The following is a 25,011-nucleotide window of genomic DNA, read 5'->3' as shown; positions in this document are numbered from 1 at the left end:
CCGCTGCCGGTTGACGCACCCATGCGCCACCTTTAGCACTTCAGTCCCGCAGGCGCGGGGAGGGAATCTCTGACGATGGATTTTGGCGGCGGCGACGAGATCCGCTTCGAACGGTTGGGCAAGGCAGGCGTCGTCACGCTGACGCGGCCGCAGGCGCTCAATGCGCTGACGCATCGCATGATCAAGGCGCTGGACAAGGCGCTCGACGCCTTTGAGCGCGATGCCGGCGTCGATGTCGTCGTCGTCAAGGCCGAGGGCAGGGCGTTCTCCGCCGGCGGCGACATCATGCACGTCTATGAGGCCCGGGCTGGAAAGCCGCCGGTCGACTTCTTCGCCGACGAATACCGGCTCAACGCCCGCATCAACAGTTTTGGAAAACCCTATGTCGCGCTGATCGACGGCATCGTCATGGGCGGCGGCGTCGGCATCTCGTTCCACGGTTCGCAGCGCGTGCTGACCGAGAATGCCCAGTTCGCAATGCCCGAAGTCGGCATCGGCTTTTTCCCCGATGTCGGCGGCAGCCATCTGCTGCCGGACCTCGGCGGCAGCTTCGGCATGTACCTGGCGCTGACCGGCAACCGCATACGCTATGGCGATGCGCTGTGGTCGGGCCTGGCCACCCACACCATCAAGGCGGCCGACCAGTCTGCCTTTCTCGACCGGCTCTGCGCCAACGGCGACCCGGAATCGGTGCTGCGCGGCTTTTTCGTGCCAGCCAAGCGCGAGACCGCCCAGCCGGTGCTGGAAGCGATCGCCCGCCATTTTGCCCAACCTTCGCTTGCCGATATCGTCGCCAGCCTGGAGCGGGCGGCCGGCGCCGACGATTTTGCCGCCAGGACGCTGGCCACCATCCGCACCCGCTCGCCGACCAGCCTCAATGTCGCCTGGCGCCAGATCAGCGCCGGGCTGACCTTGTCGATGGAGGCCTGCATGAAGATGGAGTTCCGCATCCTCAACCGCATGCTGGCCGGCCACGACTTCTATGAAGGCATCCGCGCCGTCATCGTCGACAAGGGCTCAACGCCGCAGTGGCGGCCGGCAAGCCTCGCCGAAGTCGACGTGGCTTCGGTCGACGCGTATTTCGCGCCGCTCGAACGGGAGCTCGAACTGTGAGCGAGGTCACGTCACGGCGCATCGTGCTGCAGCCCTCGGGCGTCGAAATCATCTTCGCCTGGTTCCAGCGCGTCATAGCAGGCTACTGCCTTTTGTTCGGCATCCTGTACTGGATCCGGCTGATCGGCTTTTATCCCGGCCCGCTCTGGCGCTTCGACCTGATGCCCGTGCACTGGCAGGTGGCGGCGGTGACGCTGGCCGTGTTCTTTCCCTTCGCGGCCGCCGGCCTGTGGATGCTGGCCTCCTGGGGCCCCGTGATCTGGTTCATCTGCGCTGTCACCGAGATCATCATGTATGCCGGCTTTCCCGATCTGTTCGGCCACCGGCCGCTGATCCTGTTTTCGCACTTCGCGGTGGCGCTGCTTTACATCGTCTTTCGCGTTGTGATCTGGATGCAGAAGCGCCCCGCGCGCGCCTGAAGCGCCGCCCCGCCGCCATTGGCTAAATCTTTAGGTTAATTATCCTTGCTCGGGTGACCGTTCGTTAAGCGTCTTCCGAAACCTATTACCGGTAAGCTCTTGTTAGCCCTAGCGTTTAAGTCGAATTTTATGAGTATTCGATAGTGTCGCGATCAAGGTGAAAAACAAAAAATCACCAGGGCGACAAACGAGAGGCAAAGACAATGATCAATTCGCGTCCGGCGGCGAAGACCGCCAACGTATCCGACGATCGCCGCGAGGCTATCCGTACGCTTTACATGGAATCGCTGCAGCTGGTGGAGCGTCTGCATCGCCGTCTGCTTGACGTGATCAAGGACGAGTTCGACCGCAACGGCCGTTCCGACATCAATGCCATCCAGGCGTTGCTGCTGTTCAACATCGGCAATTCCGAGCTGACCGCCGGCGAACTGCGCTCGCGTGGCTACTATCTCGGCTCGAACGTCTCCTACAATCTGAAGAAGCTGGTCGATCTCGGCTTCATCAACCACCAGCGCTCGCGCATCGACCGCCGTTCGGTCCGCGTCTCGCTGACGCCGAAAGGCAACGAAGTGGCCGACGTCGTCGCCGGTCTCTATGAGCGCCATGTCGGCTCGATCGAACAGGTCGGCGGCATCAACAGCGAAGAGTTCAAGCAGATGAACCGCGCGCTGCAGCGCCTCGACCGCTTCTGGAACGACACCATCGCCTATCGGATGTAGTCCGGACATCGGATCGCGAGCCGCGCCAGAAGAAGCGCGGCCGGGGGAAAGCAAATGAAGGACCGGCGCCGGGGGGCGTCGGTCCTTTTTGCGATCATGGCTGTGACCACCATTTGACCATGCCGCCGCGCCTTGCTGCGGTTTGCTTTCGCCTCCGCAAGGCCTAATCTCACCGCCCGGAGGGGACAGCATGCGTTTAGGCAACAATCTCAAAATCTATCCGGTCGCAATGATGCTCTTGGCCGTGTCGCAAATGGCGTTTGCGCAGGAGTGGTGGCAGGGCGCCTTCGCCAGTGAAGGCTCGAGCCCGTGCGACAACAATGACTCCATCGTGACGTTCACCGACAAATCGGCAGATATGTGGGAAGTCGCTTGCACCGTCCAAAAAGTCCAGAAGTTGAAAGGCCTGGAGGTCATTATTCTCGACATGACCTGCTCGGACGATGAGCAAAGCGTCGACAAAAGACGAACGCTGTTGCTCAAGCTCGATGACAACAAGCTGTTGCGCTATCCGGAGAACCAGGTGTTGCAGCGTTGTTCGGAGCTGGAAGGCAACCCCAGGAACTGACCGGGACCAGCTAGGTTCGGGCTTGAGGGAACAGTCAGGGAACGGTGCCGAAAAGCACCGGTCATTCCATTTCAGATCGCCGGCGCGTCCAAATTCGGCGCGAAGCCACGTTGCCGCCATATTCGCGGTGGAAGCGGGGTGCGGGTGATGCAGCGGCGAAAGCCATTGGCGCGCCTGCAATGTCGCATCGCGGTCCGCTTTTTCACGGCTACGTGATGCAGGTCATGGTTGGCTAATTGTTAACAGTGCCAACTTTAGAGTGCGGGCGATATCGCCCAATGATCGAGCAAGTAGCGGAACGCTACGCGCCAAACGCTACAAGAATGTCTGGAACGTCGATGAGAACCAGCCGCCGCTTTTTCCTTTCCGGAGCCTCCGCGCTCGCCGTCGCCATGGTCGCCAATGCCGCCAGCGCGCAGGATGTCATCGACGATATCCTGAAATCCTCGGCCCGCGGCAATTGGGATGATCAGTTCGACGCCCGCGCCTCGGAAGGCGGCAAGGTCGCCTCGACGCTGCCGATCTTCAGCCTGCAGACGGTTGCCTTCACGGAGCAGGCCGTGGCGCAGTATCAGAACATTGTCGCCCAGGGCGGCTGGGAAGAGGTTCCGGGGACCAAGAAGCTGCAACTCGGCGTCGACGATCCGGATGTCGTGCCGCTGCGCAAGCGGCTGATGATTTCGGGCGACCTGGCGCAGAGCGCCGGCATTTCGACGTCGTTCGATTCCTATGTCGACGCCGCGGTCAAGCGCTTCCAGGCCCGCCATGGCCTGCCGGCAGACGGCGCCATGGGCAAATACACTTATGCCGCGATGAACGTTTCGGCGCAGATCCGGCTCGGCCAGCTGCAGACCAATCTGGAGCGGCTGCGCGAAAAAGCCGGCACGCTGGGCAGCCGTTATGTGCTGGTCGACATTCCGGCGGCACAGATCGAGGCGGTCGAGAACGACCGCGTGGTGCTGCGCCACACCGCAATCGTCGGCAAGATCGACCGCCAGACCCCGGTGGTCAATTCCAAGATCAACGAGATCATCGTCAATCCCTACTGGAACGCGCCTGTCTCGATCGTGCGCAAGGATATCATTCCGCTGATGCGGAAGAACCCCGACTATCTCAAGGACAGCCACATCCGCCTGTTTGCGCCGGATGGCAGCGAAGTCGACCCGATGACTGTCGACTGGTCGACGGACGATGCTGAAAAGTACCGCTTCCGCCAGGATCCGGGCTCCGGCAATGCCATGGCCTCGGTCAAGATCAACTTCCCGAGCCCGGACGGCGTCTACATGCACGACACGCCGCAGCAGAGCCTGTTCGGCAAGATGATGCGTTTCGATTCCTCGGGCTGCGTGCGCGTGCAGAACGTGCGCGACCTCGTCACCTGGATCCTGCGCGACACGCCCGGTTGGGACCGCCAGCATTTCGAGGCGACCATCAAGACCGGTGAGAACACGCCTGTGCAGGTCGTCAACCCGGTACCGGTGCACTTCCTCTATCTGTCGGCGTGGTCGACGGGTCCGGGCGTTGTGCAGTTCCGCGACGACGTCTACGCACTCGATGGCGCCCAAGAACTTCAGATCACGTCTGCGCTCTAAGCGGCTGATCTCGTTTGGAAAAAAGCCGCCGCCAAGGCGGCTTTTTTTGTTCCGGCACTGGTCGCGGGCCCGGATCGGTCTTGGAGGTTGCAGGAACGGCAGCGTCGCGTATGCCGGAACGGCTCCAAGGCGAGCTATCCAGGAGATATGCGGCGCCGGCGCCTCACTCAAGTCTTGAAACGACGGGCGGCGGAGCTCGAGATGCGGCTCGCCGGCATCGAAGCGGAGCGCACCGCCCAGCGCGACATGTTCCGCAGCGGCGTTATCAACGACCATACGGCACGATCGCTGTTTACCGAGATCACGCTTACTGAAACCTTGCTTCAGGGGCGGCAGGAGCGAAAATAGCGACCTGGGGTCCGCTCTGGCGCAATCCGGCCAGCAAATTTCGCGCCGCAAACGTGGCGAGGCCAAAACAACTGTGTTAATGGCGCGGCAATGCGTGTCGCCCGGAACTGCGCAGCGGTTTTGGGGCAACGATATGCATAGATAAAATTGCCCCGAACCGGAGGATTTTCAGGCCATGGCAACTGCAGCGGCAGCGTCGAACAAATTCGAGTCCTTCTTCGAAACCACGCTTGCCGATGCCGATCCGGATATTTTCGGCGCCATCCGCAACGAACTCGGTCGTCAGCGCCATGAGATCGAGCTGATCGCCTCGGAAAACATCGTTTCGCGTGCCGTGCTCGAGGCGCAGGGGTCGATCATGACCAACAAATATGCCGAGGGTTATCCGGGCAAGCGCTACTATGGCGGCTGCCAGTTCGTCGATGTCGCCGAGGAACTGGCCATCGAGCGCGCCAAAAAGCTGTTCGGCTGCAACTTCGCCAATGTCCAGCCGAATTCCGGCAGCCAGATGAACCAGGCGGTCTTCTTGGCGCTGCTGCAGCCCGGCGACACTTTCATGGGCCTCGACTTGAATTCCGGCGGCCATTTGACCCATGGCTCGCCCGTCAACATGAGCGGCAAGTGGTTCAAGGTCGTCTCCTACGGCGTGCGCAAGGAAGACCATCTGCTCGACATGGATGCCATCGAGAAGACCGCGCATGAGACCAAGCCGAAGCTGATCCTGGCCGGCGGCACTGCCTATTCGCGCGTGTGGGACTGGAAGCGCTTTCGCGAGATCGCCGATGCGGTCGGCGCCTATCTGATGGTCGACATGGCCCATATCGCCGGCCTCGTCGCCGGCGGCGTGCATCCCTCACCGCTGCCGCATGCCCATGTCGTCACGACCACCACGCACAAGTCGCTGCGCGGCCCGCGCGGCGGCATGATCCTGTGCAATGACGAGGACATCGCCAAGAAGATGAATTCGGCCGTTTTCCCCGGCCTGCAGGGCGGTCCGCTGATGCATGTCATCGCCGCCAAGGCGGTCGCCTTCGGCGAAGCGCTGAAGCCGAGCTTCAAGGTGTACGCCGAGAGCGTTGCTGCCAACGCCAAGGCGCTGGCGTCGAGCCTCCAGGAAACCGGCCTCGATATCGTCTCCGGCGGCACCGACAACCATCTGATGCTGGTCGACCTCAGGCCCAAGAACGCCACCGGCAAGCGCGCCGAGGCGGCGCTCGGCCGCGCCAACATCACCTGCAACAAGAACGGCATCCCGTTCGATCCGGAAAAGCCTTTCGTCACCTCGGGCGTTCGCCTTGGCACGCCGGCCGGCACCACGCGCGGCTTCGGCCAGGCCGAGTTCCGCGAGATCGGCAAGCTGATCGCCGAAGTGCTGGATGGCCTGAAAGTTGCCAATTCCGACGAAGGCAATGCCGCGGTCGAGGCGGCGGTGAAGGCCAAGGTCGTGGCGCTGACCGATCGCTTCCCGCTCTATCCCTATCTCGGTTGACCGCACGCCGCGCGTCGTCTTTTATCCCGCGCTCCGCGCCGCTCCTGTTCGGGCGGCGCGGCCTACTGGAGATTTGATGATGCGTGTGTACCGTCCTGCCATTCTGGCCCTCTTCGGCTCGCTTGCCGCTTTCACTGTGTCGGGCGCGGTTGCCCAGGAGCAGACGCAGCCGAGCACGGATATGCCGGCGACCACCACCTTTGGCAGGTGGACCACCATCATCGATGCGCTCGATACCGGCCAGGATTCGCACAAGACCTGCGCCGCCTCTACCGCCTTTCTCGATGGCAGCGGCAATGCGGGCACGCTGACGCTTTCGATCTCGACCGGCGACGCCCTGCCGCCCGACGCCTATCCGGCCATCATGATCACCGTCGCCAACAAGGAGCTACCGACGGGCAAGAAGATCGCGGCGACATTCGGCGACCCCGGCGTCAAGGTTTCCGCGACGGTCTATTCCAATGATGCCGCCGGCCGCCCGAGCTGGACAGTCGACAACCAGGCCAAGACCAGCCTCGCGCTGCTGCGTGCCATGCGCCAGGTCATCTCGCTCGATGTGACGTTCGGCAAGCAAACTGTCGCCAGCATCCCGATGGATGGTTTCACCAAGGCTTACCGCAACCTCGGAACGTCCTGCGGCTTCCCGACCAAGGACGTCGCGCCCTGACGTATCTGGCGCGGCTGGCAATTTTCCTCGCGCCTCGCTATCTCTGAGGGAGCGAGCGGCCTTTGCCGAACCTTTGCCCGTCCCGGCAAAAACCTCTAAGCCTCTCGTCTAAAGCATGATCCCGAAAAGTGGGAACCGGTTTTCGGAAAAGATCATGCTCAACAAAGAGATAGATCAGGATACCGATTCGGTCATTCAACCAAACGTCATCCTGATCTAGCCAGAATCGCGAACCCGAAGGCTCTCCATGCGTTGTCCCTATTGCCAGTCCGAAGATACGCAGGTGAAGGATTCGCGCCCCGCCGAGGATGGCGCGGCGATCCGCCGGCGGCGCGTCTGCCCCGATTGCGGTGGCCGTTTCACCACCTTCGAACGCGTCCAGTTGCGCGACCTCGTGGTGGTGAAGAAGTCCGGCCGCAAAGTGCCGTTCGACCGCGACAAGCTCTTGCGCTCGGTCGAGATTGCGGTGCGCAAGCGCAATGTCGATCCCGAACGCATCGACCGCGCGGTGACCGGCATCGTGCGCCAGCTCGAAAGCTCCGGCGAGACGGAAATCGCCTCGGGCGAGGTCGGCCGTCTCGTCATGGAGGCGCTGAAGTCGCTCGACGACGTCGCCTATGTCCGCTTCGCCTCGGTCTATCGCAACTTCCGCGAGGCCAAGGATTTCCATGACGTGCTGGGCGAACTCAAAGGTGACGAGCTCAAGGGCGACGAGCTGAAGAGCGAAGAGGACGCCGGCTGAGCATGGCAGCGCCTGGCAAAGCTGAACAGGAAGCTCTCGATCGTCGTTTCATGGCGGCAGCGCTGCGGCTGTCGCGCAGAAATGCCGGCCGCACCTCGACCAACCCTTCGGTCGGCACGATCATCGTGCGCGATGACGGCGCCGGGCCGATGATCGTCGGCACCGGCGTCACCGCCGTCGGCGGCCGGCCGCATGCCGAGACCGAGGCGCTGGCTGAGGCGGGTGAGCTCGCGCGTGGCGCCACGGCTTACGTCACTCTCGAGCCCTGCGCCCATCATGGCCGCACCCCGCCTTGCGCCAATGCGCTGGTCAATGCCGGCGTGGCGCGGGTGGTGGGCGCTGCCAGCGATCCCGATCCGCGCGTTTCCGGCAAGGGCTACGCCATCCTGCGCGCCGCCGGTATCGAGGTGGTCGAAAAGGTGCTGGCCGCGCAAGCCGCCGAGCAGATGGCCGGCTATCTCACTCGATCGCTGAAAAAGCGTCCGGAAGTGATTCTGAAGCTTGCGCTTTCCAGCGACGGCAAGATCGGCATGCATGGCGCCGGCCAGGTTGCCATCACCGGCGATATTGCACGCCGCGAAGTCTATCTGATGCGGGCCGAGGCCGACGCCATACTGGTCGGCATCGGCACGGCGCTGGAGGATGATCCGGCGCTTACCGTGCGGCTGCCGGGGCTGGAGAACCGCTCGCCGGCGCGCATCGTGCTCGACCGCCAGATCAGGCTGCCGGAAGCCTCGAAGCTGGTCTCCGGCATCGACCGGGTGCCGCTCTATATCGCCGCCTGCCTGGAGGCCGACCCGTTGCGGCGGTCGGTGCTGGAGCGTGCCGGCGTGCGCTTCATCGGCACCGAAACCCATGAAGGCGGGGTGGCCCTGCCGGAACTGCTTGAGGATCTCGGCGCGCTCGGCATGGCCAGCGTTCTAGTCGAAGGCGGCGCCAAAGTGGCCAGCGCCTTTCTCGCCGAGGGCCTGGTCGACCGCATCGTGCTGTTCCAGGGGCCGGAGGCGATCGGCGAGGACGGCATTGCATCGCCCATCGACGCCGACCATATCCCGGCAGGGTTCCGCAAGTTGCGCGAGATGCGCTTCGGCGAAGACGGCTATGCCGAATGGATACGACCATGATCCCAAAAAGTGGGAACCGGTTTTTGGGAAAGATCATGGTCAAACTGAAAGACAGAGATTTCTAATGTTTACCGGGATTGTTACGGATGTCGGCACCGTCGCCTCGGTGCGGCCGCTTAGGGAAGGGGTGGGCCTGCGCATCGACACCGCATACGACCCACAAGGCATCGCCATCGGCGCGTCGATCTCCTGCGGCGGTGTCTGCCTGACGGTGACGGCGCTGCCCGACAGCGGCTCGAATGCGCGCTGGTTCGAGGTCGAGGCCTGGGAAGAGGCGCTTCGGCTGACGACAGCAATGGGCTGGAAATCCGGTACCCGGATCAATCTGGAGCGGGCGCTGAAGATTGGCGACGAACTCGGCGGCCACATCGTCTCCGGCCATGTCGATGGCATGGCCGAGATCGTCGAGCGCAAGGATGAGGGCGATGCGGTGCGCTTTACCCTGGATGCGCCGCGCGAACTGGCGAAATTCATTGCGCCCAAAGGCTCGGTCGCGCTCGACGGCACCTCGCTCACCGTCAACAAGGTCGAGGGCACCCGCTTCGACGTGCTGTTGATCCACCATTCGCTGGCCGTCACCACCTGGGGCGAGCGCAAGGTCGGCGACCGCGTCAACCTCGAGATCGACACCATGGCCCGCTACGCCGCGCGCCTGGTCGAGGCGGCGAAAGAGGGTTTGTAGCGTTCAGGCGGCTTCAGTTGGCTGATGGGGCGTTGACTGCAAATTGCGCAGAGAAAGCCCTGATATAAGCGGGCCGGGCTTCTCCGCGCGCGACATAGGCAGCCAGGTTTTGATATTCGTCCAGGATGCCTGACATCCTCAGCCGCAGCAGCACGGATACCATCAACAAATCGCCCGCGCTGAACGCACCATCGAGCCAGTCGGCGGCGCCCAAATGAGCCGAAAGCTTGTCCAGCGGGGCGCGAACACGGTCCGTTACCAGGGGCAAGCGCTCCTTGCTCCAGGGCTTGTCGGCTTCGAATATCCTTGCCGTCGTCAGTTCGAGGATCGGCGGCTCGACAGTGTTGAGGGCGGCAAACATCCACGTGATGGCACGCGCCCGCGCATCGCGATCCCCAGGCAGCAGCCCCGCATGCTGCTCGGCAAGATGAAAGACGATCGAGCCGGTCTCGAACAGGCGGAGGGAACCTTCCTGATATGTGGGGATCTGGCCGAAGGGATGGATGGCCAGATGGTCAGGCGCCTTCATCCCCGCGAAGGACACGAGACGAACCTCATAGGGCTGGCCCACTTCTTCGAGCGCCCAGCGAACGCGTGTATCGCGCGCCAGTCCCTTGCCGCCATCGGGCGATCGCTCAAAGGCCGTGATGGTGATTGTCATCGCATTCGTTTCCTTGCCTGGGCGAATTTCTTCCGCCTCCTATCACAAGACGAATGTACCTCCCGAAAGTCGACATCGGTCCTGAACTATTTTCATTACCGGGCGCAGTTCGCGAATGCCCGCTCCCGACGTCGAGGTAGCACGGAAATTGGTCTGGCCCTTCGGACAAAGCTTGCGAATGCGGCCGCTTCGGCCTAAGTCACCGGCGACCCCCGGAGACATTTATGGCTGGCACATCCCAACACGGCAAAGCGTTCATCCGCCCGAAGAAGAAGGCCCACCTTCTGATCATCGAGGCACGTTTCCATGACGATCTTGCTGACGCGCTGCTCGACGGCGCGACGAACGCACTCGACGAAGCCGGCGCGACCTATGACGTCGTCACCGTTCCCGGTTCGCTGGAAATTCCAGCCGTGATCACTTTTGCGCTCGACGGCACGGGCGAAGGCGGCAAGGACTATGACGGCTTTGTCGCGCTCGGCACCATTATCCGTGGCGACACCTATCACTTCGATATCGTCGCCAATGAATCGAGCCGTGCGCTGATGGATCTGTCGGTGCAGGAAGCGATCCCAATCGGCAACGGCATCCTGACGACCGAGAATGATGCGCAAGCCTGGACGCGCGCCAAGCGCACGGAAGGCGACAAGGGCGGCTTTGCCGCGCGCGCGGCACTCACCATGATCGCGCTCAAAGAGCAACTGGGAGCGCAATCGTGAGCGAACCCGCTTCGCCCGGTCCGCGCCATGCCAACAAGCGTGGCGCTGCCCGTCTGGCCGCCGTGCAGGCGCTTTACCAGATGGACGTGGCCGGCAGCGGCGTCTTCGAGATCACGGCGGAATACGAGGCGTTCCGGCTTGGCAAGGAAGTCGACGGCGCGCTTTACCGCGAGGCCGACGCGCAATGGTTTCGCGCCATCCTGACCGGCGTCGTCGAGAACCAGAAGACCATCGATCCGATCATCCGCCAGGCGCTGACCGAGGACTGGCCGCTATCAAGGCTCGATTCGACGCTGCGCGCCATCCTGCGCGCCGGCGTCTACGAACTGATGAAGCGCGACGATGTGCCGGTGGCGGTCATCGTTTCGGAATATATCGACATCGCCAAGGCTTTCTACGAGGAAGACGAGCCGAAGCTGGTCAATGCCGTGCTCGATCGCGTATCGCGCCGGGTGCGCGGCGAGGGGCGCGGCAAGGACACCGTATGACTGTCGTCGCCGGGACCGCAAGGGACGCGCGCCGCACCGCGATCATCCTGGCGACATCGCAGGCAATCATCGGTTCGGCAGCGCCGATCGCCATTTCGATGGGCGGGTTGGCCGGCCAATATCTGCTGGCTGCCGACAAGTCGCTGGCGACGGCGCCGATCACCGGTTTCAATGTCGGCGTGGCGCTCGGCGCGTTGCCGGCCGCCGCCATCATTCGCGGTCTCGGCCAGCGCGGCGGCTTCATGAGCGGAACGATCGTCACCGCACTCGGCGGGCTGATCGCCACGTTGGCGCTGTATCAGGCCAGCTTCTGGCTGTTCGCTTTCGCCCTGCTGGTCATCGGCGTCGGCGGCGCCTTCGTCCAGCAATTCCGCTTCGCCGCCGCCGATAACGCACCGCCGGAATTCAAGGCGCGCGCTATTTCCTTCGTGCTGGCCGGCGGCATCATCACCGCCATACTCGGGCCGCAGATCGTCATCTTCACCCGCGAATTGCTGGCGCCCGTGATGTTTGCCGGATCCTTCGTGGCCATCCCGGTGCTGGCTGCGGTCGGCGCCATTATTCTGTCGTTCCTTCGCATCCCGGCCAAGGCCGCCGGCCACGCCGAAGTTGCGTACAGCGACGCTCGGCCGCTATCCGACATCGTCACCCGGCCGCGCTTCGTCGCGGCGCTGTTCTGCGCCGTCGGCAGCTACGCGTTGATGAGCTTCGTCATGACCGGCGCGCCGTTGGCCATGGTCGGCTGCGGCCTGTCGACGGATGACGCCACGCTCGGCATTTCCTGGCACGTGATGGCGATGTTTGCGCCGAGTTTCTTCACCGGCTCGTTGATCCATCGCTTCGGCGCCGAACGCGTCGTCGCCGCCGGCCTGGTGCTGCTCGTCGGTTGCGCCGCGGTGGCGTTGTCTGGCCTGCATCTGTGGCAATTCTGGACGGCGCTGATCCTGCTTGGTCTCGGCTGGAATTTCGCCTTCATCGGCGCCACTTCCATGGTCGCCGACAGCTACCACCCCTCCGAAAAAAGCAAGGTGCAGGGCTTCCACGATTTTGTCCTGTTCGGCTCCGTCGCTTTCGCTTCGCTGATGTCGGGCGCGGTCTACAATGCCTGGGGCTGGGAGATGCTGAACTGGCTCGTCTTCCCGGTCGTCGCACTGTGCTTCGTGGCGCTGGGTGCGCTCAAGCTGACCGGATTGCGCAACGCCGGCGCCCAAGATCGTCTTGCTTGACACGGCCTGTCAGCATGGCGCCGGCGGAAATCGCGGCGACGGCACAAAATTATTGCGTCTGTGCCCGTTGTTATGAAACCGTGTGCCCCGACGGAGCGTTGAAGCCATGCTCATATGCGGCCACCGCATTCCGGTTCAAAGCAAGGGATTTCACAATGTTTTCAGTCAAGGTTCTGGCCAGTGCGGCATTGGCGCTCGGCATCACAGCGGCTTCCGCCAACGCCCAGGTGGTCGTTTCCTCGAAGATCGACACCGAGGGCGGCGTGCTTGGCAACATCATCCAGCTGGTGCTGAACGCCAACAACATCAAGACCACCGACCGCATCCAGCTCGGCGGCACACCGGTGGTGCGCAAGGCCATCATCGCCGGCGAGATCGACATCTATCCCGAATACACCGGCAACGCCGCCTTCTTCTTCGAGAAGGCCGATGATCCGGTCTGGAAGGATGCCGCCAAGGCCTATGAGACCGCCAAGAAGCTCGACTACGACGCCAACAAGATCGTCTGGCTGTCGCCGTCGCCGGCCAACAACACCTGGGCGATCGCGCTGCGCAAGGAGATTGCCGAGACCAACAAGCTGGCGACGCTCTCCGATTTCGGCAAATACGTCGCGGGTGGGGGCAAGGTGGTGCTCGCGGCCTCGGCCGAGTTCGTCAATTCGGCGGCAGCCCTGCCGGCCTTCCAGACCACGTATGGCTTCACGCTCAAGCCCGACCAGCTGATCACGCTGTCGGGCGGCGACACCGCGGCGACCATTGGCGCGGCCGCCAACCAGACCAACGGCGCCAACGCCGCCATGGTCTACGGAACCGATGGCGGTATCGCCCCGTCCGGCCTAGTCGTGCTCGACGATGACAAGGGCGTGCAGCCGGTCTACCAGCCGGCGCCGATCATCCGTGAAGCCGTGCTGAAGGAGCACCCCGAGATCGAGACGCTACTCAAGCCGGTCTTCGCCAAGCTCGACCTCGTCACGCTGCAGGATCTCAACGGCCGCGTCCAGATCGGCGGCGAGCCGGTCAAGGGCGTCGCCGAGGACTTCCTGAAGAAGAACGGGTTCTTGAAGTAGTCAGCGCGTAGCTCATAGTGACACCGGTGCAAGGCGCTCCGCTCTGGAAGCTGCTGATCTCCCCCCTTGCGGGGGAGATGTCCGGCAGGACAGAGGGGGGTGCTGTCCCGCTGACACCTCAACCCATCACAGCTGCGGACTTTGATAGGGTTGCTTCCGAACGAACCGACGGACGAAAGCTGGCGATCCTTCACACCCCCCTCTGGCCTGCCGGCCATCTCTCCCGCAAGGGGGGAGATTGGCTCTCACGCCGACCTGCGCCAATCGCCTCTCATGAGGGGCATCCATGACCCTTCGTTTCGACAAGCTCGGCATCGTCATCGCGGCGATCGTTGCCTATGCAGCGTTCTTCGCCTCGTTCGCCACCTTCCGCGCCAACCGCATCGTGCCGGGCGAGGCGCGTTCGATCTTCGAAGCGCTGCCCCCGACGATCGGGCCGCTGCTGCTGGCGATCGTCGTGGTGGCGGCAATTGTTGCCTTGCTGAAGACCCCGCTTGTCTTGCGCCTTGCCGCAAGCGTGGTGGCGCTTGTTGCCCTTGCCATCCTGATCGGCGTTGCCGGCACCTTCCTGACGCCGGCGGGCAACACCTTCGCCCGCATCTCGCCGGCCTCCGGCTTCTGGCTGCTGATCTTCGCCTTCACGCTGCTTTTGGCCGATGTGCTGACAAGGCTCAGCCTGTCGCCGCTGGCCCGCGTTGGGGTGCTCGTCATAGCGGCGCTCGCCATCGGCTTGCTGTTGATCTCGGGGCAATGGGACAGCCTGTCGATCCTCAAGGAATATGGCAACCGCGCCGACAGTTTCTGGGCCGAAGGCTCCAAGCACGTCACGCTGGCGCTGGGCTCGCTGGCGGCGGCGGTGATCGTCGGCTTGCCGCTCGGCATTCTGTGCCATCGCGTCGAACGGTTGCGGGCCGGCGTGCTCAATGTGCTCAACATTGTCCAGACCATTCCCTCAATCGCGCTGTTCGGCCTGCTGATCGCGCCGCTCGGCTGGGTGGCCGCGCATGTTCCAGGTGCTGCGGCGCTCGGTATCAGAGGCATCGGCACCGCGCCGGCTTTCGTCGCTCTGTTCCTCTATTCGCTGCTGCCGGTGGTGGCCAACACCGTGGTCGGCCTTGCCGGCGTGCCACGGGCGGCCAACGATGCCGCGCGCGGCATGGGCATGACCGACCGCCAGCGCCTGTTCGGCGTCGAGTTCCCGCTGGCCTTTCCGGTCATCCTCACCGGCATCCGCATCGTGCTGGTGCAGAACATCGGCCTTGCCACCATTGCAGCGCTGATCGGCGGCGGCGGCTTCGGCGTGTTCGTGTTCCAGGGCGTCGGCCAGACGGCGATGGATCTGGTGCTGCTCGGCGCCGTGCCGACGGTGGCGCTGGCCTTCGCCGCGGCCATCATCCTCGACGCAGTGATCGAAATGACCGCCACCAAGCGCAGGGTTGAAACGGCATGATCGAGATCGAAGGCATTACCAAGCGCTATGACGCAACGACCGTGGTCGACGACGTCTCGATGGTCATCGAGCCGCGCACGGTTTGCGTCATCGTCGGCACCTCCGGCTCCGGCAAGACGACGCTGCTGCGGATGATCAACCGGCTGGTCGAGCCGACCGCTGGTGTGATCAAGCTCGACGGCAACGACAACCGCTCGCTGCCGGGCTACGAGCTGCGCCGCAGCATCGGCTACGCCATCCAGGGCCACGGCCTGTTCCCGCACCGAACGGTGGCGCAGAACATCGCCACCGTGCCGGTGCTGCTCGGCTGGGACAAGGACCGCATCAAAGCCCGCGTCGACGAGCTGATGACGCTCTACCAGCTCGACCCTCAGGCCTATGGCCCGCGCTATCCGCACGAGCTGTCCGGCGGCCAGCAGCAGCGCGTCGGCGTCGCCCGCGCGCTCGCCGCCGAACCCAATGTGCTTCTGATGGACGAGCCGTTCGGCGCGCTCGACCCGATCATTCGCACCAAGGCGCAGGAAGATTTGCTGGCGATCCAGAAACGCTTCGGCACCACCATCATCCTCGTCACCCACGACATGGAAGAGGCGGTGCATATGGGCGACAAGATCGCCGTCATGGATGCCGGCAAGCTGGTGCAATACGCCAAGCCGGAAGAGATCCTGGCCAGGCCCGCCAGTGCCTTCGTCGAAACCCTGGTCGGCGCCAGTGAAAAGCCGTTCCGGCTGCTCTCGCTCGGCCGCGTGCGCGACGCCGTGGAGAAGGGCACCGCCGAAGGCGAGGCGATCCCTGGTGACGCCAGCCAGCGCGATGCGCTCGCCGAACTTCTGTGGTCGGGCCGACCGGCGCTGCCGGTCAAGGGCGACGACGGCAAGCCGCTCGGCCGCGTCACCGTCGACGGGCTGGTCAAGCGCGCGGCGAGGCCGACATGAAAGCCTGGCTGCCTTCACTGCTCAGGCTTGCCCTGGTGGTGCTGCTCATAGCCTTCGTCACCAATCCCGGCTGGTTCGAGCCGCTGCTGAAGCCGCTGACCGAAAACAATGCGCCGGCGATCTACAATCAGGGCAGCCTGCTGACGCTGACACTGCTGCATCTCAGGACGGTGCTGATCGCTACCGTAGCCGCCACCATCGTCGCGGTTGCGCTTGCCATCCTGGTCACCCGGCCAGCCGGCGCCGAATTCCTGCCGCTGTCGCGCAGCCTGGTCAATATCGGCCAGACCTTCCCGCCAGTGGCGGTGCTGGCGCTGGCTGTGCCCGCCGTCGGTTTCGGCGAGAAGCCGACGCTGATCGCACTGTTCCTCTACGGCCTGCTGCCGATCTTCGAGAACGCGCTGACCGGGCTGACGACGCTGCCGGGCAATGTCATGGAGGCTGCGCGCGGCGCCGGCATGACCGGCTGGCAAAGGCTGATCAAAGTCGAACTGCCGCTCAGCGCTCCGATCATTCTGGGTGGTATCAGGCTGTCGGTGGTGATCAGCCTGGCCACCGCGACGATCGGCTCGACGGTTGCCGCCAAGACGCTGGGCGAGGTGATCATCGCCGGCCTGTTGTCCAACAACCTCGCCTTCGTCCTGCAAGGCGGCCTGATTGTGGCGGCCCTTGCAGTGCTGATCTATGACGGCCTGTCGGCCATCGAGCGCTACACCGCGCGCCGGATGGGGCAGGGGGCGGATTAGTCAGCAAGATCTCAGATATCGCGCTCGTTCATCTCGGCCAGCGCCAGGAGATGTCGCAGAAGTCCGGTTTTGAGCGGTTTGTTGGCATGAATAGGAATTGAAAGCCGCACTATGCTTCCTTGCTTGCCGTAGATGTGGTGGCTGCCGGCGATGCGTAAAAGCGTCCAGCCTTGCCGTTCGACGGCACGCGCAAATTGCTTGCCCGAAATGGATTTCAAACAGCGATTTCCACGATCCGGCCTGGTTCCGACGTGAACGACAGCGGCTCTACCGATAGACAGCCCTCGATCGCTTCACGCAAATTCTCGACAAGTTCTTCCATGGTTTCGCCCTGGGTCGCGCAGCCTGGAATTGCCGGCACCTCTGCCCAGAACCCGCCCTCTTCGGCTTCGTGGATAACGGCTTTGAAATTCATGAGTTAGCTCCGGTTCAATCCTGAAGATAAGCTACCCAGAGATCTTTGCAAAGAAGCATGAACGCCGACGGACGCGTTCACCATGGCTAGCAGATTGGCGCTGCAAGCCCGATGACGCAGCGTCATTTCAATCGATCTAATAGCAAGGCATCAGCGGCGGGACTGTTCTGGTCTAACCCTTTTGGCTGAAAGCCGGGCAAAAACCGAACAATATCTTGACGTTCCGAGCCCTGTTTCGCATACACCGCTGCGAAGGACGGATTCCGCCTAGGCTTTATCCGCTCCCCGCACCAACGGCCCAGGGAGGGGTTCTTTTGGGCCACCAATCGAGGAAAATTCGGCAATGACCATCCTATACGCCGTCATCGCCTGCGGTTTGCTTTCAGTGCTCTACGCCATCTGGGCGACACGATCGGTCCTCGCGTCCGATCAGGGCAACGCACGCATGCAGGAAATCTCCGCCGCCATCCGCGAAGGCGCGCAGGCCTATCTGGCGCGCCAATACACCACCATCGCCATTGTCGGCGTGGTCGTGCTCATTCTCGCCTGGTGGCTGCTTTCGATCACCGCAGCGGTCGGCTTCCTGATCGGCGCCGTGCTTTCGGGCGCCGCCGGCTTCATCGGCATGCACGTCTCGGTGCGCGCCAATGTGCGTACCGCGCAGGCAGCGTCCAACAGCCTTGCCGCCGGCCTCGACATCGCCTTCAAGTCGGGCGCCATCACCGGCATGCTGGTGGCGGGCCTCGCGTTGCTCGGCGTCTCGATCTACTACCTGATCCTGACCGGCCCCATGGGCCTGCAGCCCAATGACCGCATCGTCATCGACTCGCTGGTCTCGCTCGGCTTCGGCGCTTCGCTGATCTCGATCTTCGCCCGTCTCGGCGGCGGCATCTTCACCAAGGGCGCCGACGTCGGCGGCGATCTCGTCGGCAAGGTCGAAGCCGGTATTCCCGAAGACGATCCGCGCAACCCGGCCACCATCGCCGACAATGTCGGCGACAATGTCGGCGACTGCGCCGGCATGGCCGCCGACCTGTTCGAAACCTATGCGGTGACGGTCGTCGCCACCATGGTTCTCAGCGCCATCTTCTTCGGCGGCACGGCGGTTCTCGGTGCTACGATGCTTTATCCGCTGGCCATCTGCGGCGCCTGCATCCTGACCTCGATCGTCGGCACCTTCTTCGTCAAGCTCGGTTCCAACGGCTCGATCATGGGCGCGCTCTACAAGGGCCTGATCGTCACCGGCCTGCTGTCGATCGCCGGCCTCGCCGTCGCCACTTCGGTATGCCTCGGCTGGGGCGAGATCGGCACCGTTGCCGGCATGGCCATCACCGGCAAGAACCTGTTCATCTGCGGCCTGATCGGCCTCGTGGTGACCGGCCTCATCGTGGTGATCACCGAGTACTACACCGGGACCAACAAGCGCCCGGTGAACTCGATCGCCCAGGCTTCGGTGACCGGTCACGGCACCAACGTCATCCAGGGCCTCGCGGTCTCGCTGGAATCGACCGCGCTGCCGGCCATCGTCATCGTCGGCGGCATCATCTCGACCTACCAGCTTGCCGGCCTCTACGGCACGGCGATCGCGGTCACCACCATGCTCGGCCTTGCCGGCATGATTGTCGCGCTCGACGCTTTCGGCCCGGTCACCGACAATGCCGGCGGCATTGCCGAAATGGCCGGCCTGCCCAAGGAAGTGCGCCACTCCACCGACGCGCTCGACGCGGTCGGCAACACCACCAAGGCGGTGACAAAGGGCTATGCCATCGGCTCCGCCGGCCTCGGCGCGCTGGTGCTGTTTGCCGCCTATTCGAACGATTTGAAGTTCTTTGCCGCCAATGGCGACAAATATCCCTACTTCCAGGGCATGGGCGACATCTCCTTCGACCTCTCCAACCCCTACGTCGTCGCCGGTCTGATCTTCGGCGGCCTGATCCCCTACCTGTTCGGCGGCATCGCCATGACGGCCGTCGGCCGCGCGGCGGGCGCTATCGTCGAGGAGGTGCGCAAGCAGTTCCGCGAGGATCCGGGCATCATGGCCGGCACCTCCAAGCCGAACTATGCCCGTGCCGTCGACCTTTTGACCAAGGCGGCGATCCGGGAAATGATCATCCCGTCGCTGCTGCCGGTGCTGGCGCCGCTCGTCGTCTATTTCGGTGTGCTGTTGATCTCGGGCTCGAAGGCATCCGCCTTTGCCGCCCTCGGCGCATCGCTGCTCGGCGTCATCGTCAACGGTCTGTTCGTCGCCATCTCGATGACCTCGGGCGGCGGCGCCTGGGACAACGCGAAAAAATCGTTCGAAGACGGTTTTGTCGACAAGGACGGCGTCAAGCACCTCAAGGGTTCCGAAGCGCACAAGGCTTCGGTTACCGGCGACACCGTCGGCGATCCCTACAAGGACACCGCCGGTCCGGCGGTCAACCCGGCGATCAAGATCACCAACATCGTCGCGCTGTTGCTGCTGGCCGTGCTCGCGCACGGCTGAGGCAACGCCACTGCTTCAGGAAAAACCCGCGGGAGCGATCCCGCGGGTTTTTTTTATGAGCTGCTGACTGACGCAGGAAGGCTGCTTCAGTCCCGTCGTATCCGGTCTGCGTCAAGATTTGCGAGCGCCATCGCTATCGCCGGCTTCCGCCTTCAGCCAGTTGATGAACGATCTGGCAGGCTCCCACGCCGAGATGGACGGGTGGATGAGCACATAGTGATTCCAGTTCGTCGGTATGTCCGTTGCCAGGAGACGGACGAGCCGGCCGGTGCGCAAATCGTTCTCGACCAGCGACTTCCTCGCAATGGCAACGCCAAGTCCGCTCGCCGCCGCTTCGACCGCCAGCAAAGTTCCGTTCAGATTCATGCCGTCGCCAACCGTATCCAACGGCAAATTGTTCCTCTCGAACCAGTGGCGCCAATTGGCGCCGCTCTCGTCGTTCTCGGCCGTGGTGTCGAGGATGCGAAACAGTCGCAGCACGTCGTGCTGGTCTCTGACCGGACCGTTGGCGGCGAGATAGTCGGGACTGACAACGGGAAAGATCGCGTCGGCCATCAGCCATTCGGTCTCGACGGCCGGATAGTGCCCACCGCCGAAGCGCAAGGCGATGTCGACGGTTCGCTGCGAAAGGTCGACGACCGCAAGATCGGCGTTGATGTCGATTTCCGTCTCGGGATGCTTTTTGCGAAACCTATGCAGACGCGGCGCCAGCCAGCGCACGGCGTGCGAGGGAATGGCGGTGACCCGCAATCGCGTCCGCTCGCTGCGCGACACGCTGGCGATCGTGCTCTGGATCTCGAGCAAGGCGCGCCGCACCCCCGCCGCCAGCCGTTCACCTTCAAGCGTCAGCTCGACGCGGCGGACATGGCGGGTGAACAGGAGCACGCCGAGATCGGCTTCAAGGTCGGCAATCCGATGGCTGAGCGCACTCGCCGTGACATTCAACTCCTCGCTGGCGCGTTTGAAGCTGCCCAGCCGTGCGATGACCTCGAAAGCCCGAATGGATTCCAGCTGTGGAAGCCGTCTCGTCATTTGGCGCTACCCCGATCCCATCGGTTCGGCATGGATGAACATAACTCATCCATAGCCTCGTAAATGGTCTTTTGTCCAGGTCCGCAAATCATTGTATCCATCCACTGCCCCCCGATTGCCGCCGTCGGAATGAGAGGCCGTTCATTGAACGAGCCTCGACCACGAACGACTGTGAAACGATGACAATCGCTTGGGAGTGCCCCATGACTATTCGACCATCTGAGTTTGCCGATGCGCGCTTTTCGAGCGCCAAGTGGCCGCGAGCCGAATGGCGTGGCGTCTACTGCGACCTGCTGCGCCGGGTGGTGACTGAAACGGATTTCAACGTCGCGGAGGAAAAACTCTCCGACGCCACGATCCTGCGGTTGCCTGGCGTCGGCGTTTCCGATTCCAGGACCACTGCCTTCCGCACCACCCGTTCCCGGGCCATGGACAAGGGGACAGATGATTACATTTTCTTCATGTGTCTCGAAGGAGCTGCCACCTTCTCGCATCTCGGCCGCGAGACCAGCATCGAGGCCGGCCAGGCAATCCTTCTGTCCTCTTGCGACCCGCATGTGATCGAGCGAGCGATGTCGCATCATCTCTTCATCACCATTCCGAAGGCTGCCCTCGGGCCCATGGCCGCGAACGCAGATGCCGCCCTGATGACGCCGATATCATGTGTGGGCGAAAAATTCTCGCTGCTGGCCAGCTATGTGCGCCTGCTGATGCAGGAGCCGGACCTTGCCGCCAATTACATACAGGACCTCGTTGCGGTCAGCATCGGGGCAACGCAGGAAGCCACCGAGGTCGCCGCAGGCCGCGGTATACGCGCGGCGCGGCTGCGCGCCATCAAAGCCGATATCGAAAGCAATCTGGCTTCCGGCGACGTCGGCTCCGACGCGCTGGCCGGACGCCATCGCGTCAGCCCGCGCTATATCAGAAAGCTGTTCGAGGGTGAGGGCACATCGCTTTCGCAATTCGTGCTTGGCCGCCGGCTGGCACTGGTTTGCCGGAAGCTGGCCGATCCGCGCCTTGCCCATCGCACCATTGGCGCCATCGCCTTCGATGCCGGCTTCGGCGATCTGTCGACCTTCAATCACGCCTTTCGCCGCCATTTCGGCATGACACCGTCGGAAGCGCGGCAGAGCGTGGCTGTGCAACACGCCCCGCTGGAGCCTGGCGGCCGAACCGGTCAAGCGCGGCAAAGCGCGACGGGCGAGGCGGCGACGTGACCTCAAAACAAAAGCCCGCAGGATCTCCCGCGGGCTTTTGGTCGCCTGAGATGATGTTGCTTCGAGGGAAGCAAAAGCGAGAAAATCTTGGAGGAAGCGGCCGCTTCTTAGGCGCCGCCGCCGGGGATGCCGGGCGCGAGCTTACTGGCGCCATTGATGATCTGGCTGAGGAAGTTCTGGTCCTTGCCGCCGGTCGGCGTGGTGCGCGAAACGAAGTCGAAGATCTTGCCGTCCTTCAGGCCGTAATTGGCGATCTGGGTGACACGCCCGTCATCGCCGAAATAGACCGCCAGCACTTTCTGGTCGACCAGGTGCGGCTTGTCGAAGGCGACATAGCGCTTGCGCGTCTGCGAGATGTAATAGAAGGCCTCATTGTCGAAAGTTGCCGTCGTCGACGGCGTTCCGAGCGCCAGAAGCACCTGTTCGCGGCTGGAGCCTACCGGCACCGAGTCTACCGCCTGCTGGTCGATGACATAGCCCTGCGTCAGCGTCTCGCCCGGGGTAAGGTCGCCGAACATTTTGGATGAATTGCAGCCTGACAGCGCGGAAGCCACCAACACCAGCGAAACCGCCGCGGTAGCTCCGGGCAGCAAAGTCGACTTGAATTTCAGCGCGCGCAACAACAACTCCATTAGCTGACCGCAACTTGCGCTGGGCGGCAAAACCGGTAAACCAGCTTGCTTGCCGATGCAACAAGGCCAATTCAAACAAACGGTCCCCAGGAGACCACCCTCAATGTTCCAGCGCCTTTTTGGCCGCGAACGCAACGCCAACCGCGCTATCACCGAGGCGCTTTACGCACAAATCGTGGCAGCGGCGCGGCAGATTGTTTTTTATTCCGACTGGAATGTGCCGGACACGCCGCTCGGCCGTTTCGAGATGCTGTCGCTGCACATGTTCCTGTTTCAGCACAGGCTGCGCGGTGAAGAGGGTGTCGCGCTAGAGGTCGCACAGGTGCTGATCGACGAGTTCTTTCTCGATGTCGAGCATTCGCTGCGGGAACTGGGCGTTGGCGATGTCGGGGTGCCGAAGCGCATGAAGAGGCTGGCGAAAATGTTCTACGGCCGTACCGCCGCCTATGACGATGCGCTGGAACGCAGTGATAGCGATGCGCTTGCTGCCGCCCTGGCGCGCAATGTCAGGCCCGACGCCGGCGCTTGGCCGCAGGCCGTGCCGCTGGCGTCCTATGTGATCGATGCCGCAAGGCAGCTTGCGGCACAGCCGTCCGAGTCGATCCTCTCCGGCACGGTGGCGTTTCCCGTCGCCAAGGCGCAATGAAGGAAATCAAGAGGGAGGCTGAGATGAAACAGGCGGACACGTCGAGCCCGGTGTCATTCAAGGCGAACGTCGGTCGCCTGCCGCACAAAGGCCTTCCGGTGATGATCGATGCCGACGCCGCGCAGCGGGCGGCGCTTGCGCAGGAGCACAAGTTGCTTTCGGTCGAAAACTACCGTGCTGAGCTTTTGGTGGCGCCGTGGAAGCGCAACGGCGTCAAGGTCAGTGGCCGCGTCGAGGCTGATATCACCCAGGCCTGCATCGTCACCCTCGAGCCGGTCGCGGCCCATATCGACGAGGAGGTCGAGGCGCTGTTCCTGCCGGAACAATCCAAGCTCGGGCGCCAAGGGTTCGAAGGCGGCGGCGAGATACTGATCGATGCAGAGGGGCCCGACAGCCCGGAAACCTTTTCCGGCGACACAATCGACGTCGGCGCGCTCGCCGAACAGTTCTTCGGGTTGGCGATCGATCCCTATCCGCGCAAGTCCGGCGCCTCGCTCGAGGCGGCTGGCCCGGACGAGCCGGTCGAGAACGAATTCCAGCAAAAGCTGCGATCCTTGCTTGGAAAATCCTAAAACAGGATGCGATCCGAGAAAAGTCGGTTGTGCGGCAGCCCAAAACCGCTATTTTCCCCGAACCTTCGCGAGCCCCCCTTATTTCGCGAGTTTCGTATTTCGCGGGCCATGCGCCCTGGCCCAAGCTAGTGAGATAAAGACCGCGTGATCAGGATTTCCATCGATGCCATGGGTGGCGATCACGGGCCAAACGTGGTCATCCCGGCACTCATGACGGTCGCTGTCAGGCGTCCCGACATCCGCTTCGTCATCTATGGGCGCGAAGAGATGGTGCGCCCCGAGCTCGCCAAATTCCCCAAACTGGCCGAGATCAGCGAGTTCCACCATTGCGAGATCGCGGTCAGGATGGACGACAAGCCAAGCCAGGCGCTGCGCCACGGCCGCTGGAAGTCGTCGATGTGGAAGGCGGTCGAAGCGGTCAAATCTGGCAGCGCGCAGGCCTGCATTTCGGCCGGCAATACCGGCGCGCTGATGGCGATGTCGAAATTCTGCCTGCGCACCATGGCCACCATCGACCGCCCGGCGATCGCGGCGATCTGGCCGACGCTGCGCGGCGAGAGCGTGGTGCTGGACGTTGGCGCCACGATCGGCGCCGATGCGCATCAGCTGATCGATTTTGCCATTCTCGGCACCGGCATGGCGCGTTCGGTGTTCGGCATCGACCGGCCGAAAGTCGGCCTGCTCAATGTCGGCGTCGAGGAGATCAAGGGCCAGGAAGAGGTCAAGGAAGCCGGGCGCATGCTGCGCGAGGCCAACATGGCTTCGATGAATTATCACGGCTTCGTCGAGGGTGACGACATCGGCAAGGGCACGGTCGATGTGGTCGTCACCGAAGGATTTGCCGGCAACATCGCGCTCAAGACGGCGGAAGGCACGGTGCGCCAGATCTCAGGCTATCTGCGCGCCGCGATGAGTCGCACGCTGATGGCCAGGATCGGCTATGTCTTCGCCAAGGGCGCCTTTGACCGCCTGCGCGAAAAGCTCGATCCGGGCCGCTCCAATGGCGGTGTCTTCCTGGGTCTGAACGGCATCGTGGTAAAAAGCCATGGCGGTGCCGATTCGGATGGTTTTGCAGCAGCGATCGAGCTTGGCTACGATATGGTGCGCAACAATCTGATCGACCGCATCGAGGCCGATCTCGATCTGTTTCATGCGCGCAATCCGCATGCCCAGGCAAACAGGAAAGCCGACGCCGCCGTCGACGCAAAGGAATAGGAAAGACACTTTGATCAGATCAGTCGTGCGCGGCACCGGTGC

The 25,011-nt window shown here is 63.2% G+C and carries 28 protein-coding genes; 23 read left to right on the top strand and 5 right to left on the bottom strand.

Annotated elements, in window-relative coordinates:
* The first annotated feature begins 75 nt into the window (after nucleotides 1-75).
* The 11 genes from AC04SG_RS06945 (at nucleotide 76) to AC04SG_RS06895 (ending at nucleotide 9,463) form a co-directional block, all read left to right on the top strand.
* A complete protein-coding gene (locus AC04SG_RS06945) occupies nucleotides 76-1,113 on the top strand; it encodes an enoyl-CoA hydratase/isomerase family protein (RefSeq protein WP_488550418.1) in 1,038 nt (345 codons plus the stop codon).
* Nucleotides 1,110-1,532 (top strand): DUF6163 family protein, encoded by a 423-nt coding sequence (locus AC04SG_RS06940; RefSeq protein ID WP_488550417.1) that lies wholly within the window; start codon nucleotides 1,110-1,112, stop codon nucleotides 1,530-1,532. The genes AC04SG_RS06945 and AC04SG_RS06940 overlap by 4 nt, the downstream gene beginning before the upstream one ends.
* Nucleotides 1,533-1,735: 203 nt before the next feature.
* A complete protein-coding gene (gene ldtR, locus AC04SG_RS06935) occupies nucleotides 1,736-2,251 on the top strand; it encodes a transcriptional regulator LdtR (protein ID WP_112562982.1) in 516 nt (171 codons plus the stop codon).
* A 190-nt stretch (nucleotides 2,252-2,441) separates the two neighbouring features.
* A complete protein-coding gene (locus tag AC04SG_RS06930) occupies nucleotides 2,442-2,819 on the top strand; it encodes a hypothetical protein (RefSeq protein ID WP_488550416.1) in 378 nt (125 codons plus the stop codon).
* A 338-nt stretch (nucleotides 2,820-3,157) separates the two neighbouring features.
* Nucleotides 3,158-4,411, top strand: coding sequence for a L,D-transpeptidase family protein (locus AC04SG_RS06925; protein ID WP_488550415.1), 1,254 nt, complete (start codon nucleotides 3,158-3,160; stop codon nucleotides 4,409-4,411).
* A 201-nt stretch (nucleotides 4,412-4,612) separates the two neighbouring features.
* On the top strand, nucleotides 4,613-4,759 hold the full coding sequence (locus AC04SG_RS06920) for a hypothetical protein (protein WP_488550414.1): 147 nt from the start codon (nucleotides 4,613-4,615) through the stop codon (nucleotides 4,757-4,759).
* A 175-nt stretch (nucleotides 4,760-4,934) separates the two neighbouring features.
* The gene (gene glyA, locus AC04SG_RS06915; RefSeq protein WP_488550413.1) at nucleotides 4,935-6,248 is read left to right on the top strand and encodes a serine hydroxymethyltransferase; all 1,314 of its coding nucleotides are present in this window, start codon (nucleotides 4,935-4,937) and stop codon (nucleotides 6,246-6,248) included.
* Between the two features lie 79 nt (nucleotides 6,249-6,327).
* Nucleotides 6,328-6,915 (top strand): hypothetical protein, encoded by a 588-nt coding sequence (locus AC04SG_RS06910; protein WP_488550412.1) that lies wholly within the window; start codon nucleotides 6,328-6,330, stop codon nucleotides 6,913-6,915.
* 247 nt (nucleotides 6,916-7,162) lie between these two features.
* Nucleotides 7,163-7,657 (top strand): transcriptional regulator NrdR, encoded by a 495-nt coding sequence (nrdR, locus tag AC04SG_RS06905; protein WP_023669351.1) that lies wholly within the window; start codon nucleotides 7,163-7,165, stop codon nucleotides 7,655-7,657.
* A gap of 2 nt (nucleotides 7,658-7,659) precedes the next feature.
* Nucleotides 7,660-8,781 carry a bifunctional diaminohydroxyphosphoribosylaminopyrimidine deaminase/5-amino-6-(5-phosphoribosylamino)uracil reductase RibD gene (ribD, locus tag AC04SG_RS06900; protein WP_488550411.1) on the top strand — a complete coding sequence of 374 codons (1,122 nt, stop codon included), beginning with the start codon at nucleotides 7,660-7,662 and terminating at the stop codon, nucleotides 8,779-8,781.
* 64 nt (nucleotides 8,782-8,845) lie between these two features.
* Nucleotides 8,846-9,463: a riboflavin synthase gene (locus AC04SG_RS06895; RefSeq protein ID WP_488550410.1), complete on the top strand. Its 618-nt coding sequence runs from the start codon at nucleotides 8,846-8,848 to the stop codon at nucleotides 9,461-9,463.
* 13 nt (nucleotides 9,464-9,476) lie between these two features.
* On the opposite strand, the gene AC04SG_RS06890 is transcribed toward AC04SG_RS06895, so the two are convergent.
* Nucleotides 9,477-10,124, bottom strand: a complete 648-nt coding sequence (locus tag AC04SG_RS06890; protein ID WP_488550409.1) for a glutathione S-transferase family protein — start codon at nucleotides 10,122-10,124, stop codon at nucleotides 9,477-9,479.
* Nucleotides 10,125-10,348: 224 nt separating this feature from the next.
* Between AC04SG_RS06890 and ribH the strand changes: the two genes are divergently transcribed.
* The 7 genes from ribH (at nucleotide 10,349) to AC04SG_RS06855 (ending at nucleotide 16,755) form a co-directional block, all read left to right on the top strand.
* Nucleotides 10,349-10,843, top strand: coding sequence for a 6,7-dimethyl-8-ribityllumazine synthase (gene ribH, locus AC04SG_RS06885; protein WP_488550408.1), 495 nt, complete (start codon nucleotides 10,349-10,351; stop codon nucleotides 10,841-10,843).
* Nucleotides 10,840-11,331, top strand: a complete 492-nt coding sequence (nusB, locus tag AC04SG_RS06880; protein WP_488550407.1) for a transcription antitermination factor NusB — start codon at nucleotides 10,840-10,842, stop codon at nucleotides 11,329-11,331. The genes ribH and nusB overlap by 4 nt, the downstream gene beginning before the upstream one ends.
* Nucleotides 11,328-12,557, top strand: a complete 1,230-nt coding sequence (locus AC04SG_RS06875; protein WP_488550406.1) for an MFS transporter — start codon at nucleotides 11,328-11,330, stop codon at nucleotides 12,555-12,557. Before nusB ends, AC04SG_RS06875 begins: the two co-directional genes overlap by 4 nt.
* A gap of 155 nt (nucleotides 12,558-12,712) precedes the next feature.
* Complete coding sequence (gene osmF, locus AC04SG_RS06870; RefSeq protein WP_488550405.1) at nucleotides 12,713-13,624, top strand: glycine betaine ABC transporter substrate-binding protein OsmF; 912 nt, start codon at nucleotides 12,713-12,715, stop codon at nucleotides 13,622-13,624.
* A gap of 286 nt (nucleotides 13,625-13,910) precedes the next feature.
* Nucleotides 13,911-15,074 (top strand): ABC transporter permease, encoded by a 1,164-nt coding sequence (locus tag AC04SG_RS06865; protein WP_488550404.1) that lies wholly within the window; start codon nucleotides 13,911-13,913, stop codon nucleotides 15,072-15,074.
* Entirely contained in the window at nucleotides 15,071-16,009 is a 939-nt protein-coding gene (locus AC04SG_RS06860; RefSeq protein ID WP_488550403.1) for an ABC transporter ATP-binding protein, read from the top strand. Before AC04SG_RS06865 ends, AC04SG_RS06860 begins: the two co-directional genes overlap by 4 nt.
* Nucleotides 16,006-16,755: an ABC transporter permease gene (locus AC04SG_RS06855; RefSeq protein ID WP_488550402.1), complete on the top strand. Its 750-nt coding sequence runs from the start codon at nucleotides 16,006-16,008 to the stop codon at nucleotides 16,753-16,755. The genes AC04SG_RS06860 and AC04SG_RS06855 overlap by 4 nt, the downstream gene beginning before the upstream one ends.
* A gap of 11 nt (nucleotides 16,756-16,766) precedes the next feature.
* On the opposite strand, the gene AC04SG_RS06850 is transcribed toward AC04SG_RS06855, so the two are convergent.
* The gene (locus tag AC04SG_RS06850; protein WP_488550401.1) at nucleotides 16,767-16,973 is read right to left on the bottom strand and encodes a type II toxin-antitoxin system HicA family toxin; all 207 of its coding nucleotides are present in this window, start codon (nucleotides 16,971-16,973) and stop codon (nucleotides 16,767-16,769) included.
* Nucleotides 16,970-17,170, bottom strand: a complete 201-nt coding sequence (locus AC04SG_RS06845; protein ID WP_488550400.1) for a type II toxin-antitoxin system HicB family antitoxin — start codon at nucleotides 17,168-17,170, stop codon at nucleotides 16,970-16,972. The genes AC04SG_RS06850 and AC04SG_RS06845 overlap by 4 nt, the downstream gene beginning before the upstream one ends.
* Nucleotides 17,171-17,513: 343 nt before the next feature.
* Between AC04SG_RS06845 and AC04SG_RS06840 the strand changes: the two genes are divergently transcribed.
* The gene (locus AC04SG_RS06840; protein WP_352589315.1) at nucleotides 17,514-19,655 is read left to right on the top strand and encodes a sodium-translocating pyrophosphatase; all 2,142 of its coding nucleotides are present in this window, start codon (nucleotides 17,514-17,516) and stop codon (nucleotides 19,653-19,655) included.
* A 111-nt stretch (nucleotides 19,656-19,766) separates the two neighbouring features.
* Here AC04SG_RS06840 and AC04SG_RS06835 read toward each other — a convergent pair whose 3' ends face one another.
* Nucleotides 19,767-20,687 carry a LysR substrate-binding domain-containing protein gene (locus AC04SG_RS06835; RefSeq protein WP_488550399.1) on the bottom strand — a complete coding sequence of 307 codons (921 nt, stop codon included), beginning with the start codon at nucleotides 20,685-20,687 and terminating at the stop codon, nucleotides 19,767-19,769.
* 203 nt (nucleotides 20,688-20,890) lie between these two features.
* Here AC04SG_RS06835 and AC04SG_RS06830 point away from each other — a divergent pair, with 203 nt between their 5' ends.
* Complete coding sequence (locus AC04SG_RS06830; RefSeq protein ID WP_488550398.1) at nucleotides 20,891-21,904, top strand: helix-turn-helix domain-containing protein; 1,014 nt, start codon at nucleotides 20,891-20,893, stop codon at nucleotides 21,902-21,904.
* A gap of 107 nt (nucleotides 21,905-22,011) precedes the next feature.
* Here the strand turns inward: AC04SG_RS06830 and AC04SG_RS06825 are convergent, their stop codons facing one another.
* Nucleotides 22,012-22,524, bottom strand: a complete 513-nt coding sequence (locus tag AC04SG_RS06825) for an outer membrane protein assembly factor BamE (RefSeq protein WP_246691392.1) — start codon at nucleotides 22,522-22,524, stop codon at nucleotides 22,012-22,014.
* Between the two features lie 115 nt (nucleotides 22,525-22,639).
* Between AC04SG_RS06825 and AC04SG_RS06820 the strand changes: the two genes are divergently transcribed.
* From AC04SG_RS06820 to plsX, 3 genes are all read left to right on the top strand, one after another.
* The gene (locus tag AC04SG_RS06820) at nucleotides 22,640-23,182 is read left to right on the top strand and encodes a ubiquinol-cytochrome C chaperone family protein (protein WP_488550397.1); all 543 of its coding nucleotides are present in this window, start codon (nucleotides 22,640-22,642) and stop codon (nucleotides 23,180-23,182) included.
* 23 nt (nucleotides 23,183-23,205) lie between these two features.
* Complete coding sequence (locus AC04SG_RS06815) at nucleotides 23,206-23,754, top strand: YceD family protein (RefSeq protein ID WP_488550396.1); 549 nt, start codon at nucleotides 23,206-23,208, stop codon at nucleotides 23,752-23,754.
* Between the two features lie 144 nt (nucleotides 23,755-23,898).
* Nucleotides 23,899-24,969: a phosphate acyltransferase PlsX gene (gene plsX, locus AC04SG_RS06810; RefSeq protein ID WP_192253291.1), complete on the top strand. Its 1,071-nt coding sequence runs from the start codon at nucleotides 23,899-23,901 to the stop codon at nucleotides 24,967-24,969.
* The last annotated feature ends 42 nt before the right edge of the window (nucleotides 24,970-25,011 follow it).

Source organism: Mesorhizobium sp. CNPSo 4684, from assembly GCF_057784315.1.
This window is presented reverse-complemented; position numbering and strand designations above follow the sequence as displayed.